This is a genomic window from Flavobacterium aquidurense, from assembly GCF_031458035.1.
Taxonomy (GTDB): Bacteria; Bacteroidota; Bacteroidia; order Flavobacteriales; family Flavobacteriaceae; genus Flavobacterium; species Flavobacterium aquidurense_C.
In genome coordinates this window covers 483,186-501,154 of record NZ_JAVDXR010000002.1, presented here as the reverse complement: position 1 = coordinate 501,154, position 17,969 = coordinate 483,186, and the positions used below count along the sequence as shown (strand labels likewise).

Genomic DNA, 17,969 nt, shown 5'->3' with positions numbered 1-17,969 from the left:
ACTATGCACGTTGAAAACCATTACATCAATAGAAGCGGATGGCTTAGAGCAGCTGTTTTGGGAGCAAACGACGGCATTTTATCTACCACCAGCTTAGTTATTGGCGTGGCAGCCGCAAGTGTTACAAGAGAGCCTATCGTACTGGCAGCTCTAGCAGGTTTGGTGGCCGGTGCTCTTTCTATGGCAGCGGGTGAATATGTGTCGGTAAGTTCCCAGTCTGATGTAGAAACTGCTGATTTAAATAGAGAAAAAATTGCTCTTGAAACCCTGCCGGAAGAAGAACTGGAAGAACTAACAGATATTTATATTCAAAGAGGATTAAATAAAGAACTGGCCCGACAAGTTGCTATCGAATTAACGGCTTACGATGCACTTGAAGCTCATGCGCGCGATGAACTCGGTATTAATGAAATTACACAGGCTAATCCATTAACTGCTGCTTTTGCATCAGCTATTTCATTTATTGTTGGAGGCATGTTACCGCTTTTGGTGGCTATTTTTGCACCTCTAAAAGAAATGGTGTTTTATCAGTATGGCTTTTCGATACTCTTTCTTTCGTTCTCAGGAATCTTAGCTGCAAAGGCAGGCGGGTCAAGAACCCTAAAAGCAGTCTTACGTATTTGTATCTGGGGCACTTTCGCCATGGCAATGTCAGCATTGGTTGGTTATATTTTTGGCGTCCAGACTGCTTAGAAAATAGTTTTTTTGATTTAAAATTTAATCTAATCTTAAGCAAGTAAAAAAAATAAGATACCCAACAATTCGTTATTTCGTATATACCTAAAAACAAATCCGTAAGATGAAACTAATCACATTGTTTCTATTATTAACAGTCCTTCCCATCAACTGGGAACCTGACTTTAATAATGCAAAAAAAGTGGCAAAAGAAAAGCACGAATTAATCCTGTTGAACTTTTCCGGTTCAGACTGGTGCGGGCCTTGTATCGTGACACGAAGAGACTATCTTGAAAGTCAAACATTCACCGATATGGCAAATGAAAATCTGGTACTAGTTAATGCTGATTTTCCGAGAAAAAAGAAAAATATTGGAACTCCCCAGCAAGTAAAGCGCAACGAGGATTTAGCCGAAATTTATAATAAAGAAGGAAGTTTTCCTTTAACACTTCTTCTTGATGCAGATGGTAAAGTAATCAAAATCTGGCATGGAAAACCAGAAACTACACCTGAGGCCTGGACTGCCGAAATAAAAGCGATCTGTGACAGCCGAAAATAACATCTCAAGAAATCAAAAATATTCACAATCCCTAAAACTCATGGGAAACAACTTTACCATTACAGTTGTCGCCCCAAACGAGAAAGCAGGAAATGAGAATATCAACCTCGCTATTGAAGAAATCAGGCGGATCGAAAAACTTTTGACTACTTATAAAGAAGACAGTCAGACCAATCTGATTAATGAAAATGCAGGAATTAAGCCTGTTAAAGTAGATCTGGAAGTTTTTAATCTTATCGAAAGATCCATTGGAATTTCAAGAATTACACAAGGTGCTTTTGACATTTCTTATGGAAGTCTTGACAAAAGTCTTTGGAATTTTGATAAAACAATGACCAGTCTTCCTGATGCACTAACAGCAAAAAAAATGGTGCATCTTATTGATTACAGAAACATAATTCTGGACAAGGAAAACACCACGGTATTCTTGAAAGAAAAAGGGATGCGAATTGGTTTTGGAGGTATTGGAAAAGGCTATGCAGCCGAAATGGCAAAACAAGTACTGCTTAAAAATAACGTGCAGAGCGGTATTATTAATGCAAGCGGCGATCTTTCGGCCTGGGGATTACAGCCAAATGGTTCTAAATGGACTATTGGAGTGGCTGATCCGGATTCTCCAAATGCAGCATTCTCATATATGGAAATCTCCAATAAAGCAGTGGCAACATCGGGAAATTATGAAAAGTTCGTAACCATTAGCGGAAAGAAATATTCGCATACTATTGACCCAAAAACTGGACTTCCGATAACCGGAATAAAAAGCGTTACCATTATCGCTTCAAATGCAGAATTTGCAGATGCAATGGCCACTCCAATAGCGGTTATGGGAATTAAAGCCGGCTTGTTTCTAATTGACCAGATTCCGGATCTATATTGTATTATCATCGACGACAACAACAAAATTTACACTTCTAAAAACATTAACCTCAAATGAAAAAGCCAAAGCAACTAAATCTCGTGATCCTATGCAGTATTGCTTTTACAGGCATAATGTTCACTTCCTGCACTTCGGTAAAGGAATACCAGAAAGGAAAAATCAACGATTCTGAAATGGTACTTTCTAACAGGAAAATAGAAAAGACAGAACTTAGCTTTCAATCCTACCGAGAAGGAGCTTCCGGAGCAAACGCAGGAAAAAGCGGCGGTGGCTGTGGCTGCAATTAATTTTCATCAAATTATAAAATGAAAAGAATATTCATTACAGGATTTGCTTTATTGGCATTATTTCAATCAAGAGCACAAAATGTTCCTACTGATTCTACAAGCTATAAAAGCAAAAAATTAAAACTTGAAGAAGTAAATTTAGTTTCAAGTTACTACAGTCAGGACGGGAATAATTCAGCCGTTACAGGAGGAATTGGTTCTGAGCATCTTACTGACATCGCCAATACAATTGATGTTAAACTGGTAAAATACGGGGAAACCGGAATCAAGCATACTTTTGATATTGAAGCCGGTATTGATCATTATACTTCGGCATCGTCAGATATGATTGATTTGAGTGCCAATTCATCGGCTTCTTCTTCAGACAATCGCTTCTACCCTTCTCTAACTTATCTGAGAGAAAATGAAGAAAAAGGAAGAACACTGGGAATTGGCGTTTCGTCATCAACCGAATTTGATTATCAGTCTTTTGGAGGAAATATAAGTTTCTCCCAAAAAACAAAAGACAAAAATGGTGAATTTACCGCGAAGTTTCAAACCTTTATTGATCAGCTAAAACTAATTGAGCCCGTTGAACTGCGTCCACCAGGCCAAGAAGACTATGACAGTGCTAACCGAAATACTTTTGCAGGAACTTTGAGTTACTCGCAGGTTATAAACAAAGACCTGCAGATAATGCTTGTAGGAGATGTTATCAGTCAAAATGGTTATTTGAGCCTTCCATTTCACAGGGTTTATTTCGCTGATGGATCCGTACATCAGGAAAAAATGCCGGATACTAGACTGAAAATTCCACTAGGAATCCGTGCCAGTTATTTCGTAGGGGACAATATAATTATCCGCGCTTACTACAGGTATTATACTGATGACTGGAGTTTAAGAGCCCATACCGCTGATCTTGAAATTCCGGTAAAACTAACGCAGGCATTCTCACTGAGTCCGTTTTATAGATATTATACTCAAACCGGAACCAAGTATTTCAAACCATATGGTGAACATACTGCTGCCGACGAATATTACACCAGTAATTATGATTTATCAAAGTTTGACAGTAGTTTCTTTGGAATGGGTATGAAATTCACCCCTCTTAATGGAGTCTTTGGGCTTAAACATTGGAATACATTAGAACTTCGTTATGGCCATTACACACGAACTACTAATATGACTTCGGATATAATTAGCATTAACATTAAATACAAATAAAGTATAATCATTCACTTGTATAGAATAAAAATTTTAGGCACGTTTCTTGTTTTATTTAAAATATAAAGATGAATTACAAATTGAAATTATGAAAACTTTAAAATATTTTTTGATCGGGATTCTGTTCCTGTCTTTTAGTTATTCACAAGCTCAGGTATCTGTAAATGTCAATCTTGGAACTCCTCCGGCATGGGGACCGGCTGGTTATTCAGATGTTCGATATTATTATTTGCCTGATCTTGAAACCTATTATGATGTAAATACAGCAAACTATGTTTATTTGAATGACGGAAGATGGGTCAGAGCCAGATCACTTCCTTCTGCTTACAGAAATTATGATCTTTACAACGAATATAAAGTAGTCTTAACTGAATACAGAGGAGACAGACCCTATGACAATTTTAAAACCCATAAAGTAAAATATGGGAAAGGTTACAAAGGTCAACCCCAAAAAACAATTGGTCAAAAGCCTGGTAAAGGAAATAATAAACAAGGAAAAGACAATGGACACCACGATAATGGGAACCATAATGGAAATGGCAAAGGAAACGGGAAACATTAATCTAAAAGAGGCTCTAATTGAGCCTCTTTTTTATATTAAACTTAAAATAGCTATTCAGGACAACCTCTCTAACTGCAAAATACGCTTCTCAGATTATTTAATGCCCTCATTGGAAAGTGGAGTTCATACCTAAAAGTGGACGCAGAACACAAGATCTTTGGTTTTTAAAACAAAAAAAATGCAGAATCAAAGACAATGCTACACATTAGAATTTAAGCTACAGGCTATAAAACTTGCTACAGGACATAATAAAACGATTCAGGCTGCTCAGGAACTGGGTACAAGTGCGGAAAATATCCGAAGATGGAAGCGCCAGTTTGAAGAGGGAATGTTGGGCAGTAAAACAAGACAAACAACAGCCAGTAAACTCCTGCAATTAAAAAGACTGAAAAGAGAGTTTGCAGAAGTCAAGATGGAAAGGGATATATTAACGAAAGCCTCGAGTATTCTTTTTAGTCCTACCCAGGTTAAATTTGAATTCATAAAACAGTTCAAATCTGTTTATCCTGTCGAGAAGATCTGCAAAATACTTAGCGTTAGCAGAAGTGGCTTTCATTATTGGAGTCAGAGAAAACCATCCAAAAGGGCACTTTATAATCTAGCCTTGATTGAACAGATAAAAAAAATACACTACCGAAATAAAAAAAGATATGGCAGTCCGCGAATAGCAAGAGAGCTGGAAACCGTTGGTATTCATGCATCGGAAAAGCTGATCAGAAAACTAATGAAACAGGCATCTTTGGAGACGATCTTTAAAAGAAAATTCAAAACAACAACCAACTCTTCGCATAGTTATCCGGTGGTCGAAAACAAGCTGGACCGGGAATTCAATGTTAAAGAGAAAAATGAGGTTTGGGTATCGGACATAACCTACATCAGAACAGCAAAGAGATGGCTTTATCTAACAACTGTAATTGACCAGTTTGACAGGAAGGTAATTGGCTGGTCATTATCCTCTACTATAACTGCAAGAAATACTAGCATATGTGCCTTCAGAATGGCCCTTGCTAATAGACCTATACTAAATAATGCCTCTCTCCTTTTCCACTCCGACCGGGGGATTCAATACTCCTGTGGGGAATTTGTTCGTGAAATAGAGAATCACAGATCAGTCGCCAGAAGCATGTCAGGAAAAGGAAACTGCTGGGACAACGCAGTTGCTGAGAGTTTCTTCAAGACTTTAAAGGTAGAACTGATCTACCAGAATCACTTTCAAAATAAGAACGAGGCCAAATCTTCAATTTCTGACTATATAGAGAAATTTTACAATACAAATAGAAGACACAAGCATCTGAACAACATGAATATTTTGGAATATCAAAAATTACAGAGTAAAAATTAAAAAAATTACTTTCAAAGATAATTGGATTTAGAAATGCTTTGCTAATTACATTTGCAAAAATTTTATTTTCTTTTTTTTCACGCACTAGATACATTTTAGGTACAATTAAGATACACAGAAGCACAACTAAGTCATATATAAAAAAATACATCTAATAATTTTGGTACTCAAAATTTTATGGCAAATAGTTACACATGCTGTTTTTACAAACGAAAATTTAGCAATATTAAGGATACTTAGTTTAGGGTCGAATATATTGTAGCCAGCAGAATCATGAATACAACTAAAACAAGATATACAAAATCAAGTGACTTAAAAGTGTAATTTCTTGCGTACACATATAAGGTTCGCTTTTTTGAACAGCTCTGTAGTCCTTTTATTGATTTGATAACGCCGGTAATAAACTCTCACTCTATTTGACTCATAATCAGAGAGTGAGATTTATAATCATTCAATATTTTTTTATATATTTAATCTTATATCTGATTAAAAATCCTTAAGGGGTCTGTAGCATAAATTAATATAGTGATATTCCTAAACAAATTTCTTTAAAATTTTGGTAACCTTTTGTGAAGCTTCTAATCGGATAATAATTATTTGTAATTTTTTTAAACTAATGTACTCCGAAATAATAATTTAATTGATGGTTTTATTATGAATTGTGAGCCAGGCTATTCAATTTTGACACAGTTTACATTAGCAAAAAAAATATTTTTCCTGCTAATATCGTTTAATATAACAATATATGGACAAACTAATAAAACAGGATATAATGACATAAAGAAACAAAGATTACTAGTTCATATAACATCTGACTATTTACATACCATCAGTCAGGGACAAATTGATATGGATAGTGCTGTAAGAACTTCTTGTAAAATTTACAACTTAAGTATTCTCATCCCTTATAATGAAATCTACAGTAATGGAAAACCAACAATTGAAACCAAATTACTTGAACAAGGAAAAGTAAAAAAAGTCGAATCTTTGCTTGTAGCCCTAAAAGGTGAAAGTAGGCTTTTGTTGCTACTTGAATTAAGTAGTTATTACATCTTTAAACCTGGTACTCAAAAAGCAGATCTTGATCAGGCAGAAACCTATATAGATGAAATTTTAGAAGATAAAAAACTGACCAAATGGAAAATTGGAGCCTTGACACTAAAGGCTGATTTACTGCATCAGAGCGGACTAACAGATGAAAGCCAAAAATTATTATCAGAAATTGAAAGACTTTGTAAAAAATCCAAAAATAGCCTCGATCAAGCCAGAGCATTATTAAACGCAGGCAAAACATTACAATATGGACATCCGCTGAGGCTAGTTAAATTTGAAAAAGCGCTTTCTATATTTCATGCGCTGCAGGAAAAAGAAAAAGAGATTGAAACACTTTCACAGATAAATATTGAATACTTTATTGCTAAAAGATATAAGGAATCAGAAAAATTGATCCTTAAAATATTAAAGCTGCAAAAAGAAATAAAGTACCATCATAATCAATATGCCTTTGACGTTCTATCCTATCTCTCTTACCGAGATGGCGATCTAGTTCATGCCTTATCCTATTCTAATAAGAGCATAACCAGCATGCGATCTAAATCAGATTCTACTTTTAAAAGTATGTTTTTTAGCCGTAGAGCAGGAATATATCAATATCTTAAAAAAAATGAAGATGCTTTAGTATGGTATAAAAAGGCCTTAGAAAACCGGACTAATGATACAAAACTTTACTGGTACAAAACCTTTTTGGTTAACGTTGAACTTTTAAATAGTATGCGTAGAGATAGAGAAGCTTTGTCTCTGCTACAGGAAACGGAAAATAAATTCCCTGCCCGTACTGATTTTGAGAAAATGCATTATGCACTTTTGCTTGGGGAAACTTATGAAAATCTTAAAAAGACAGAGCTCGCAGAAAAAAACTACAAGGTTTTTCTAAATATGATACAAAATTTCCCAATCGATCATGTACACGACGAATTTCCGGCAGCATTTTTTCGGATATCTGCATTCTATCGAAATCTGGGAAAAACGGTTCTAGCCAGAGAACTGCTCAACAAAGGAATTAATCATTCTTTTGAAATTGGTCATGCAAAAAAAAGCGAATATTACTACAATCTCTTTAAAATTGATTCTGTAGAACACAAATATTCTGATGCCATTAAGAATTTACAATTGAGTCAAAAGTATAAGGACTCTGCGTTTGGTAATGAACAGCAAAAAAAGGCAGCAGAATTACTAATTAAATATGAGGCTGATAAAAAGGATAAAAACATTAAAATACTTAATACACAAAACCAGTTACAACATATAAAATCCCAAGAGGCAGAAAGAGCAAAAAATATTATTTTAATTGGCTCATTATTATTACTTGCTATAATTGGATTATTGCTAAATCGCTATATTATTAAACAAAAAAGCAATCGCAAACTTGAAGCTAACCAGCGAGAATTAGACCAGAAGAACATGTTTTTAGAAACATTAAATATTGAACAGGAAAAATTACTTAAAGAAAAAGAATGGCTGATTAAAGAAGTGCACCATCGCGTTAAAAACAATCTTCAAATGGTTACAAGCCTGCTCAATTCACAATCGATCTATCTTGAAGACGATGATGCTAAGATGGCTGTTAAAGACAGTCTTCGCAGGATGCAGGCGATGTCTATGATACATCAGAAACTTTATCAGGATGACAATATCTCAACAATAGCAATGCCGGAGTATATCACCGAACTGGTTCATTATCTGCATGAAAGTTTTGACAGTGAAAATAAGATTATTTTCGAAAAAAATATTGCGCCAATATCGCTTGATTTATCACAAGCTATCCCATTAGGACTAATCATCACTGAAAGCATTGTAAACGCTATTAAATATGCGTTCATAGGAGAACAAAAGGGAATCATAAATATTAGTTTGCAGCCTGAAGGTAATGACTCACTTTTGCTCAAAATATCCGATAACGGCGTTGGTATAACAATTTTCCATGAAAAATCAGATCATCATTCACTTGGTCATGATCTTATGCAGGGACTTACTAAACAATTAAAGGGCAGCTTTACTATCGAAAATAATAATGGCGTTCATATAATGGTTAAATTTATACATCTAAATAAATAGGTTTAGACAAGATTTCAGGTAATCAAACGATATTGTATGGACAATGAAGTATTAATTGTAGAAGATGAATTTATTGTAGCAAATGATCTGCGCCTGACACTAAAGCAGGCAGGCTATCATGTTATCGGAATTGCTGTTTCAGCTGAAGAAGCAGATGAGTATATAAAAAAAACTAAGCCCGATCTGGTCTTGTTGGATATTCAATTAGAAGGAAAACAATCCGGAATTGATCTTGCCAAAAAATTAAACGAGGAAAATATAGCTTTTATATTTTTGTCTGCTAATTCAAACCAGGAAATACTTGAGCAGGCAAAGCAAACTAATCCCTATGGTTTTCTTGTTAAACCCTTTAGGGAAAAAGATTTACTTATAGCTTTGGAGATTGCATCTTATCGACACAAAAACAGTCTGGAATCAAGATTACAACAAGAAGACTTGCTGCAAAAAAAATTTAAGGCAATAGCTGCCGAAATTTTAAAGCCCGAAGAATATTTACTGACAATTGCCAGGATACTGCAACCATATATACCTTTCGATCTTATTATATGGCAATATAAGGAATCGGATAATGAGAATTTAAATACTTTAGGATATTTGCGCATCGGTTTTGATGAATATCAGTTTATTGCTTTAAAAGAATTATCTGTTATTACTAGTTTAAAAACCAGTTTACTTACATCCATATTCAAAAACAGTTTTATTGAAAAAGATACTAGTATAGATAACAATGAAGCAATAAATGATGATGCTGTCTTAAGCTTATTAAAAAACCATTTTAAGACTGAATCGTATCTGATACTTCCTTTAATTCTAAATGATGAAACAAAGGTGAAATACATCTTCTGCAGCCGTAAGCAAAACAACTATTCGAATTTTCATACTGATTTACTGAATCGTTCGAAAACATGTTTCTCAGAACAAATTAAACTAAACCTAAAAAATTTTAAATCAGCAAATCTTCTAAACAAAGCCGATCTTAAAACGGAAGAAAATTCTAAAAAAGAGAACCAATTAGAATTTAATACTATTATTGGCAAACATCCTCTTTTATTAGAAGCTTTAGATCTGGTATTAAAAGTATCAAATTATAACACATCTGTTCTTATCCTGGGTGAAAGCGGCACCGGGAAAGAGAAAATTGCCCAGTCCATTCACACGCTTTCAATGAGAAAAAATGGGCCTTTTATAAAAGTAAATTGTGCGGCTATTCCATCCACTCTTATAGAATCTGAATTATTTGGTCACGAAAAAGGGGCTTTTACCGGCGCTTTGGAAAAAAGAAAAGGAAAATTTGAACTGGCAGAAGGTGGAACAATCTTTTTAGATGAAATCGGAGAATTAACTTTAGAGATGCAAACCAAGCTCTTACGTGTTTTACAAGAAAAAGAAATTGACTCTGTTGGAGGTAATTCACCAAAAAAAGTTGATATACGGATTGTTGCGGCAACAAATCAAAATTTGGAAAAAGAAATTGCGGCAGGAAGGTTTAGGCTGGATTTATATTATCGATTAAATGTTTTTCCAATTACACTACCTCCATTACGGGAACGTAAGACAGATATAAATGAACTAGCTCTCTATTTTGCTAAAAAATTCAGCAGAGAATTCAATAAAGATTTTACTGGTATAACTACAGAGATGACAGAAGAATTGTATAATTATGAGTGGCCGGGAAATATTCGGGAGCTGGAGAATGTCATGCAACGATCCGTCATTTTAAATGAAGGAAACTCAAAATTAGAATTGAAACAAAATCTTAGTATAGCCACATCTGAAGTGTCTATTAAAGAAGACATACAGAATCTAGAAGATGTAAGGAACATCCAAAGGAAAACAGAACGTGAGTATATAATTTCTATTCTGAAAAAAGTAAATGGCAGAATACGAGGAAATGCAGGAGCTGCTTTCTTACTAAACATTAAACCAACAACATTAGAATCAAAAATAGCAAAGCTGCAAATTAAAAAAGAAGATTTTCAAAATTAATTAACCAAATTCTTTTTTAGAATTTCTCCGAAAACTTCGTAGTTTACTAAGTTAATCTCCAGAAATTTCGGAGAACATTTACTTTCTAATTTGTGCTGATTATATATCAAAAAAACTTAAAATTACCATATTTAAAGGGTTTTATAAGCGACGTTCTTTAAATTTTTTACTTATAAATTATTGGCATGTTCTTGGTCATTTTCTACAAACACCAGAACAAAATCTATCTAAAATGATTTATAAGCCATGGATCAACTACGAAATCATATTGAAGAAATCACCCCAGTTACTGATGAGGAATTTACATATATAAAAACATTCTTTACGGAAAAGAGAATTAAAAAAAATCAGTATCTAATTCAGAATGGCGATAAAGTCGGGTGTGAATATTGGATTATAAAAGGCGTTTTAAGAGCCTATTATCTTACCGATGATGGCAAAGAACACATCGTGCAGTTTGCACTTAAAAACTGGTGGTTATCAGACTATAATGCTTATTTTAATCAAACAGAATCGCAAATCAATATTGTCTGCATGGAAGATGCTGAAATATTGTGCCTCACTATATTTGCAAGGGAAAAGCTGGCTTCTGAACTCCACAAAATGGAACATTTTTTTAGAATGACGCTAACTAAAATTTATTCTTCTCAACAACGGCGAATTATATCTTTATTATCTGACAATCCAAAACAGCGTTATGAAAAATTTGCACAACTCTACCCCAACATCACACAAAAAATACCAAAAAAATATATTGCTGAATATTTAGGATTGCGTCGTGAAACCCTTAGCCGACTTTATTCTAATATTACATAACGGAAATAGTTTATAAAAGATAACCAAACAACTGAGCGTGATTTTATCACGCTTTTTTATTGCCCAAACCCGTTTACTACATACCTCTGCTATTTTTATTCAAGATCTCAATACACTTCCTTTTTTGAGTAAATAAATTTTCAAATTAATAATCATAGTTCAATGCTTCATTAAAACTTTTATGAAAACCAAAAAACATTCTTAACCAAAGTCAATGATTTTGAAAGAACGATGAACCTAATTTTGCGATGTAAATAACTGGTTTGAGCAATAGAAGTGTGTAATTAATTCTAAAAGATCCGCGGTAAAAGAGTGAGTTGGGTCACACTTTTAAAGTGAGTTGAATCAACCTCCAGATTTTATATATGAAGGAAATTTGTTTTAGAAAAAAAGCAAATGATAGAAATGAAAAATATTGAGTTGAATAATGCAATAATTAAAAACCCAAAAACTATGAAAACAACAACATATCGTTTAAAAATCAAAAAAGCCCTGATCATAACAATAAGTATGTTTATGATTATTACAGGGAACAGTAAAGCTATAAATTCTGATAACATGAAAAAGAAAATTTTATTCGTAGTTACCAATCAAGATAAAAAAGGAAATACGGGAGAACCTACAGGCTTTTATCTTTCTGAAGTTACACATCCGTGGGATGTGCTTGTTAATGCGGGATACGAAATTGATTTTGTCAGTCCAAAAGGCGGTCAGGCTCCAATAGATGGTTTTAACCTGGGAGATCCGACCAATAAAAAGTTTTGGGATAATACAAAATACCGTCAAAAAATAGAGAGCACAATGAAACCGGGAGATGTAAAAACTGAAAATTACGCAGCCATACATTATGCAGGCGGACACGGTGCAATGTGGGATTTTCCAAATAACAAAGAGCTTGCATTAATAGCCTCTAAAATATACGAAAACAACGGGATTGTAAGTGCAGTATGCCACGGTCCTGCAGGGTTGATAAACATAAAATTATCTAACAGAGAATATCTGGTAAATGGAAAAAAAGTTAACGCCTTTACTAATGAGGAAGAAGCTGCTGTAAAGTTAGATAAAGTTGTTCCTTTTTTATTGGAATCTAAATTAATTGAAAGAGGTGGAATTTTTGAAAAATCAGGTTTGTGGCAAACTCATGTAGTTACAGACCAACGTTTGGTTACAGGTCAAAATCCGCAGTCTGCAAAAGCTGTTGGAGAAGCGGTTTTACAGCAATTAAACAGTATAGAAATGGTTGCAAAAATAACAAGGTATGAAGTAAAGGAAGAATATCTGGAGCAATTTAAAAAAACACTTTCAGATTATGTTTTTTATGCACTTGCTTCTAAAGAAAATATTATGGCTGAGGCCTTCTATGAACAAAACAAAACCAATGTCTTATGGTTAATTGAAAGATGGAACAATAAAAATCAACTGGAAAATTTCAACAAAGAGCTACAAGGAAAAATAGTGACATCTCTGTCAAATAAAGCACTAAAAAATTCCATTAAAACTTACTATGTCAAAGATCTTGAGCCACTAACCAAAGAGCAATGGCGTACAGCAGCAAAAAAAGAAGACAATCAGCTTATTGTAATGTTGTTTGTTGATGCAAAAAAAGGAACACAACAAAATTTTAAAGATAGGTATCATATCGCAATGCCTCAATTTCGCAGCGAACCAGGTGTGGTAACGTATCAGCTTTCAGAAATTGAAGGGGATGACACCCTATTTGTAACCTACGAAAAATTCAGAAGTAATGATGCTTTTCAATATCATCTCAACTTCCCTCCTATCAAACCAGTACTGGATTACCTACAGACAAGTATTAAAAATCCACCTTTTCAAAACGGACTGCACAATCTTATCGAATTTGCACCAATGACAAGAGAATAGCAAAAATAAATTCCGAACATAATTATAATAACAATTAAAACTTAAAAAATGAAAACAATTAATCAAATCATTGCTGCAGGTGTATTAAGTGTACTTGCCACGATAAATGTAGAAGCTCAAGTAAAAGTAAAAACAAATGAAATGAAAACAAATTATTCTAGTGAGTTAGAAGTTATGAATCAACTATCTACTCAGTCAGCGGTTGTCAATATGCCGGTATCAAAGTTATTGAATGCTCCGGGAAATGAAGCTTTAAGAGATTTCTTCTTTACTCCTGTAAAAAACACGTCAGCTTTAAAAGGAAAAAAAATAGCGGTTATTGTGGCAGATGGTTTCGAAGAAATTGAATTAACTGGTCCGGTATGGTATTTTAAACAATTAGGAGCCGATGTAGACATAGTGGCTCCTAAATACAATCCGGCTCCCGAGCGATACGGACTTGTATTTCCTGAATTGGCTAAAACACATGTAATGGCGATTCAGTATTTACAGCCTGTTGGCTGGTTGAAATTTGATCGTACGGCAGATCAGATCAAAGTAAGTGATTACGATGCTGTATTTATTCCCGGAGGCGCCTGGAATCCAGATAACCTTCGATACGATAAAGACGTTATTAAATTCCTTCAGGATTTCAATAAATCTGGAAAATTAATTGCAGCTATTTGTCATGCTCCGGTAGTACTGGCATCAGCAGATATCTTAAAAGGAAGAAAATTAACAGGATACTGGAATATTCAGTCTGATTTGAAAAATGCAGGCGGAACTGTATTAGAGCAATCAGTTGTGACGGATGCTAATCTTATAACCAGCAGACATCCAATTGATGTAGCAGATTTTTCAAGAGCAGTTGAAAATTGGCTACTTAAAAAATAATTCCCTCTATTATTAATTTTCAACTAAAAAAGAACAGTCAAAATGGTCTGTCCTGTAAAATAACAAATAAAATAAAGTGCATTTATATTCTTAAATAATGAAAACAAATATTTTCGAACCAGTTAACCTTGGTTTTTTAAAACTTAAAAATCGTATTTCAATGGCTCCTATGACAAGAGCAAGAAATGCTGACGGGATTCCTAATAATGATAATGCTGTATACTATTCACAACGTGCAGGAGCCGGATTAATTATAACGGAGGGAACCGCAATTTCCGAGACTTCAAAAGGAGTTCTTTATATCCCCGGATTATATACCCCGATTCAGGTAGAAGGCTGGAAAAAAGTAACCAAAGCTGTACACGAAAAAGGCAGTACAATATTTGCACAGTTATGGCACGTGGGAAGAGTTTCTCATTTATCGAATCAACCCGGAGGTATTGCTCCGGTTGGTCCGTCTGATATTCAAGCCATTTCTTCTTTCGCCTGGGGATATGATGAAAATGGAAAAGAAGGTCCGGTGATATCTTCCAAACCAAGAGCGCTTTCAACAAACGAAGTTAAAGACGTGATTAATGATTTTGTCCTGGCTGCTAAAAATGCAATAAAAGCCGGTTTTGATGGTGTAGAACTTCATGGAGCCAACGGTTATTTGATAGAACAATTTTTAAATCCTTTTGTAAATAACCGCACAGATGAATATGGAGGAAATATCGAAAAACGATCCAAATTCTTATTAGAAGTTGTTGATGCCGTTATAGAAGCTGTAGGAAATGATAAAGCTGCAATTAGACTAACACCTTATGGAGGTTTGGGCGATTTGCCTCATTACGATGAAATTGAAGCAACCTATCAATATTTGGCAAACGAATTAACGAAGAGAAGTGTTGCTTATGTACATTTAATGGATCAGCAATCTAAAGGAAGTCATGCTTTGCCTGATGGATTTTTGGAGCGTTTCCGCAGCTGGTATGACGGTGTTATAATTTTAGCCGGTAGTATGACTAAAGAAAAGTCTGAAAAGCTGATCAATGCGGGAACAATTGATATTGCGGGTTTTGGGGAACCCTTCATCTCAAATCCAGATCTGGTAGCACGTTTAGAAAACAATTGGGAATTAACTCCACCCGATCGAAATCTATACTACGGACTAGGTAATCATGGCTATACGGATTGGGAAACATATAAAACTCTTTAACACTAAAAGAAATAAAAATGGAATATAGAAAATTAGGCCATTCTGATCTTCAGCTCTCCGCAATTACATATGGAAGTTTCGCTATTGGCGGTACTATGTGGGGAGGAACAGAAAAAAAAGAAGCAAGAGAAGCTGTTTTAGCCTCAATTGATAACGGCATTACTACTATTGATACAGCTCCTTTTTACGGATTAGGACTAAGTGAGGAACTTATTGGCGAATCAATTAAAGAACTTGATCGTTCTAAGGTACAGCTATTAACCAAGTTTGGAATGGTTTGGGATGGAAGTAATAAAGGAATGGGAGATTTTATGTGGAATCAGCAGCATAATGGAAAAAGCTATCCACTTTATAAATATGCCTCGAAAGCCAACGTATTTAAAGAAACTGAGGAAAGTCTTAAACGATTGAAAACAGATTATATTGATCTGCTTCAGTTGCATTGGCCAGATTCTACAACACCTGTTGATGAAACTATGGAAGCGCTTCAGTTACTAATTGATCAGGGCAAAATACGCGCGGCAGGCGTTAGCAATTATAATAAGGATCAAATGCTGGAAGCTCAAAAAAGTATTGGGCTTGCATCAAACCAAATGCCTTATAGTATGCTCAATCGTGGCATCGAAGAAAGTGTTATACCGGCAGCGATTGAAAACCATATTGGTATTATTGCCTATAGTCCACTGGAACGAGGACTGTTAAGCGGAAAATATTTTAAAGGAGAACAGCTGAAATCAGATGATCACCGTCAAGGTTATTTTGGACAATTCAATCCTGAAAAAGTTAAGGCATTCCTTGAGAAAATTGAACCTTTGGCTGAGGAAAAAAATGCTAGTCTGGCGCAATTAGTATTAAGATGGACAACACTTCAGCCTGGTATAACGGTGGTGCTTGCAGGAGGCAGAAATAAAGAACAAGCCATTAGCAATGCCAAAGCCATAGACATAAAAATAACGGAAAAAGAAATAAGCAATATAAATAATGAACTGAGCCAGCTTGCTTTGTAAGTGCCATGAGTTTATTTACCTATCATTCTTTTGCGCAATCTGCTTAGTGATTCAGGTTTAATACCAATGTAGGAGGATAGCTGATTTTGCGATACCAATTGAAGAAGGTAGGGTTCTTTTTTTAATAGCGTTTTATATCGCTCTTCCGGAGTTTGAAAATGCAGCATTTCTTCTCTTTCAATAATTAAAAGATATGCTGATTCGGCAATAAGCCTTCCAAATTTTGACCAGTTAGGAGAGCTATTGTATAATTTTTCAACTTTATCATATTCTAAGGCAAGTACAGTTGAATCTTCCATTGCCCTGCAATGGTACTGGGCTTTTTTTTGAGTAATAAAACTAGCGAAATCAACCAAAAAGTCATTTGGCTTGGCAAATCTGCAGTTGATTTCGTTTCCCTTATAGTCTACATAAAACATTCTGAAAAATCCGTTTTCAATAAAATAGATATGACGACAAATTTCTCCTTGTTGCAAGAGATCGGTTTCTTTTTTTATTTCCCTTCGTTTGATGATTGGCAGCATCAAATTATACTCGTCATCAGACATAGCGACAATCGATGTAATAACATTTTTAATTGCATCCATAATAGTGACTTAAGAAATAATATTAAGATTAAAAATAGATTTAATTCTGCTAAACACAAAATTATTCTCTTTAAAACGAACTTAACCAAAGTCAATGACGACAACAAACCCTGCTCTCTACCTTTGTCATGTAAAAATATTAAAAATCAGAATTTTAACCAATTACTAATATTTAAAACGTAAATCATGAGAACTAAATTAAGTAATAATGCCACAACAAACAGAAACCCTAAACTAGGATTTCGAATTCATTTTATTGTATTCTTATTAGCGATACCTACAATATTGATCGTTTGGTATCTAACAGATACAACTTATCCATGGCCACTTTGGTCTATACCTGCGTGGGCCGTCGGAGTGTTTTTTCATTATTTGGGAGTATTTGTTTTCAAAAAAAATAAAATCTAAATCTTTATAATTATGGAAACCAATAGTCCAACATTCAGACGCATTGTAACTGGACATAATTCAGAAGGCAAAGCAATTATTGCATCAGATGAAATACCTGCAAGAACCTACATGGTTGGCGGACCGAATGGTGCTAAGTTTCACGAGATATGGAATACCAGACAAACTCCGGCTTTAATTGATAAGATATCAAAAGACGAAGAAGAAAAGGGACTTATTTTAGGCCCTCCCAAACAAGGCACAAGGATAAGAGTTATAGATTTTCCTCCTGAAGGCGATGAAATACGAAATCTTACCAAGGAACAAGCCAAAGAACATTTCAAAACCATGAGCGGTGAACATGCTTCAAAAGCTGGTGAAAATGGTCCTCACCCACTCATGCATAAAACAGAAACAATTGACTACGGAATTATTCTTGAAGGCGAGCTTACCTTAATTGTTGATGACGGAGAAACAACTGCAAAAGCAGGTGACATTATCATACAACGAGGCACAAATCATGCATGGAGCAATAGATCAGGCAAAAACTGCCGTGTTGTATTTATTTTAATAGATGGACAATTTGAAGAAAAACTTCAGTAATCTAAATCAATA

Annotated in this window: 17 protein-coding genes; 16 read left to right on the top strand and 1 reads right to left on the bottom strand. The window is 34.7% G+C overall.

All coding sequences use genetic code 11. The features are described from left to right. Positions 1–3 precede the first annotated feature (3 nt). The 14 genes from J2X17_RS05250 (at position 4) to J2X17_RS05185 (ending at position 16,380) form a co-directional block, all read left to right on the top strand. Positions 4–693, top strand: a complete 690-nt coding sequence (locus J2X17_RS05250) for a VIT1/CCC1 transporter family protein (RefSeq protein ID WP_310295331.1) — start codon at positions 4–6, stop codon at positions 691–693. A gap of 106 nt (positions 694–799) precedes the next feature. Further along, a complete protein-coding gene (locus J2X17_RS05245) occupies positions 800–1,234 on the top strand; it encodes a thioredoxin family protein (protein ID WP_310295330.1) in 435 nt (144 codons plus the stop codon). A gap of 40 nt (positions 1,235–1,274) precedes the next feature. Beyond that, entirely contained in the window at positions 1,275–2,168 is an 894-nt protein-coding gene (locus J2X17_RS05240; protein WP_310295328.1) for an FAD:protein FMN transferase, read from the top strand. Positions 2,169–2,224: 56 nt separating this feature from the next. Further along, complete coding sequence (locus tag J2X17_RS05235; RefSeq protein ID WP_409025238.1) at positions 2,225–2,398, top strand: DUF4266 domain-containing protein; 174 nt, start codon at positions 2,225–2,227, stop codon at positions 2,396–2,398. An 18-nt stretch (positions 2,399–2,416) separates the two neighbouring features. Continuing rightward, positions 2,417–3,601: a DUF3570 domain-containing protein gene (locus J2X17_RS05230; protein WP_310295325.1), complete on the top strand. Its 1,185-nt coding sequence runs from the start codon at positions 2,417–2,419 to the stop codon at positions 3,599–3,601. Positions 3,602–3,689: 88 nt separating this feature from the next. Continuing rightward, entirely contained in the window at positions 3,690–4,163 is a 474-nt protein-coding gene (locus tag J2X17_RS05225; protein WP_310295323.1) for a hypothetical protein, read from the top strand. A 178-nt stretch (positions 4,164–4,341) separates the two neighbouring features. Then, a complete protein-coding gene (locus J2X17_RS05220; RefSeq protein WP_310295322.1) occupies positions 4,342–5,505 on the top strand; it encodes an IS3 family transposase in 1,164 nt (387 codons plus the stop codon). A gap of 654 nt (positions 5,506–6,159) precedes the next feature. After that, entirely contained in the window at positions 6,160–8,619 is a 2,460-nt protein-coding gene (locus tag J2X17_RS05215) for a tetratricopeptide repeat-containing sensor histidine kinase (protein ID WP_310295321.1), read from the top strand. A 36-nt stretch (positions 8,620–8,655) separates the two neighbouring features. Then, entirely contained in the window at positions 8,656–10,605 is a 1,950-nt protein-coding gene (locus J2X17_RS05210) for a sigma 54-interacting transcriptional regulator (RefSeq protein WP_310295320.1), read from the top strand. Between the two features lie 246 nt (positions 10,606–10,851). Continuing rightward, on the top strand, positions 10,852–11,421 hold the full coding sequence (locus J2X17_RS05205) for a Crp/Fnr family transcriptional regulator (protein WP_310295318.1): 570 nt from the start codon (positions 10,852–10,854) through the stop codon (positions 11,419–11,421). 453 nt (positions 11,422–11,874) lie between these two features. Continuing rightward, complete coding sequence (locus J2X17_RS05200; RefSeq protein ID WP_310295316.1) at positions 11,875–13,302, top strand: antibiotic biosynthesis monooxygenase; 1,428 nt, start codon at positions 11,875–11,877, stop codon at positions 13,300–13,302. A gap of 48 nt (positions 13,303–13,350) precedes the next feature. Beyond that, positions 13,351–14,175: a DJ-1/PfpI/YhbO family deglycase/protease gene (locus tag J2X17_RS05195; RefSeq protein WP_310295315.1), complete on the top strand. Its 825-nt coding sequence runs from the start codon at positions 13,351–13,353 to the stop codon at positions 14,173–14,175. A 97-nt stretch (positions 14,176–14,272) separates the two neighbouring features. After that, positions 14,273–15,373: an alkene reductase gene (locus tag J2X17_RS05190; protein WP_310295314.1), complete on the top strand. Its 1,101-nt coding sequence runs from the start codon at positions 14,273–14,275 to the stop codon at positions 15,371–15,373. Between the two features lie 17 nt (positions 15,374–15,390). Further along, complete coding sequence (locus J2X17_RS05185; protein WP_310295313.1) at positions 15,391–16,380, top strand: aldo/keto reductase; 990 nt, start codon at positions 15,391–15,393, stop codon at positions 16,378–16,380. Positions 16,381–16,391: 11 nt separating this feature from the next. Here J2X17_RS05185 and J2X17_RS05180 read toward each other — a convergent pair whose 3' ends face one another. Continuing rightward, the gene (locus J2X17_RS05180) at positions 16,392–16,967 is read right to left on the bottom strand and encodes a Crp/Fnr family transcriptional regulator (protein ID WP_310295312.1); all 576 of its coding nucleotides are present in this window, start codon (positions 16,965–16,967) and stop codon (positions 16,392–16,394) included. A 186-nt stretch (positions 16,968–17,153) separates the two neighbouring features. On the opposite strand from J2X17_RS05180, the gene J2X17_RS19040 reads away from it, so the two are divergent. Both J2X17_RS19040 and J2X17_RS05175 read left to right on the top strand, forming a co-directional pair. Then, positions 17,154–17,375, top strand: a complete 222-nt coding sequence (locus tag J2X17_RS19040; RefSeq protein ID WP_409025237.1) for a 2TM domain-containing protein — start codon at positions 17,154–17,156, stop codon at positions 17,373–17,375. Between the two features lie 12 nt (positions 17,376–17,387). Further along, complete coding sequence (locus tag J2X17_RS05175; RefSeq protein ID WP_310295310.1) at positions 17,388–17,957, top strand: cupin domain-containing protein; 570 nt, start codon at positions 17,388–17,390, stop codon at positions 17,955–17,957. The last annotated feature ends 12 nt before the right edge of the window (positions 17,958–17,969 follow it).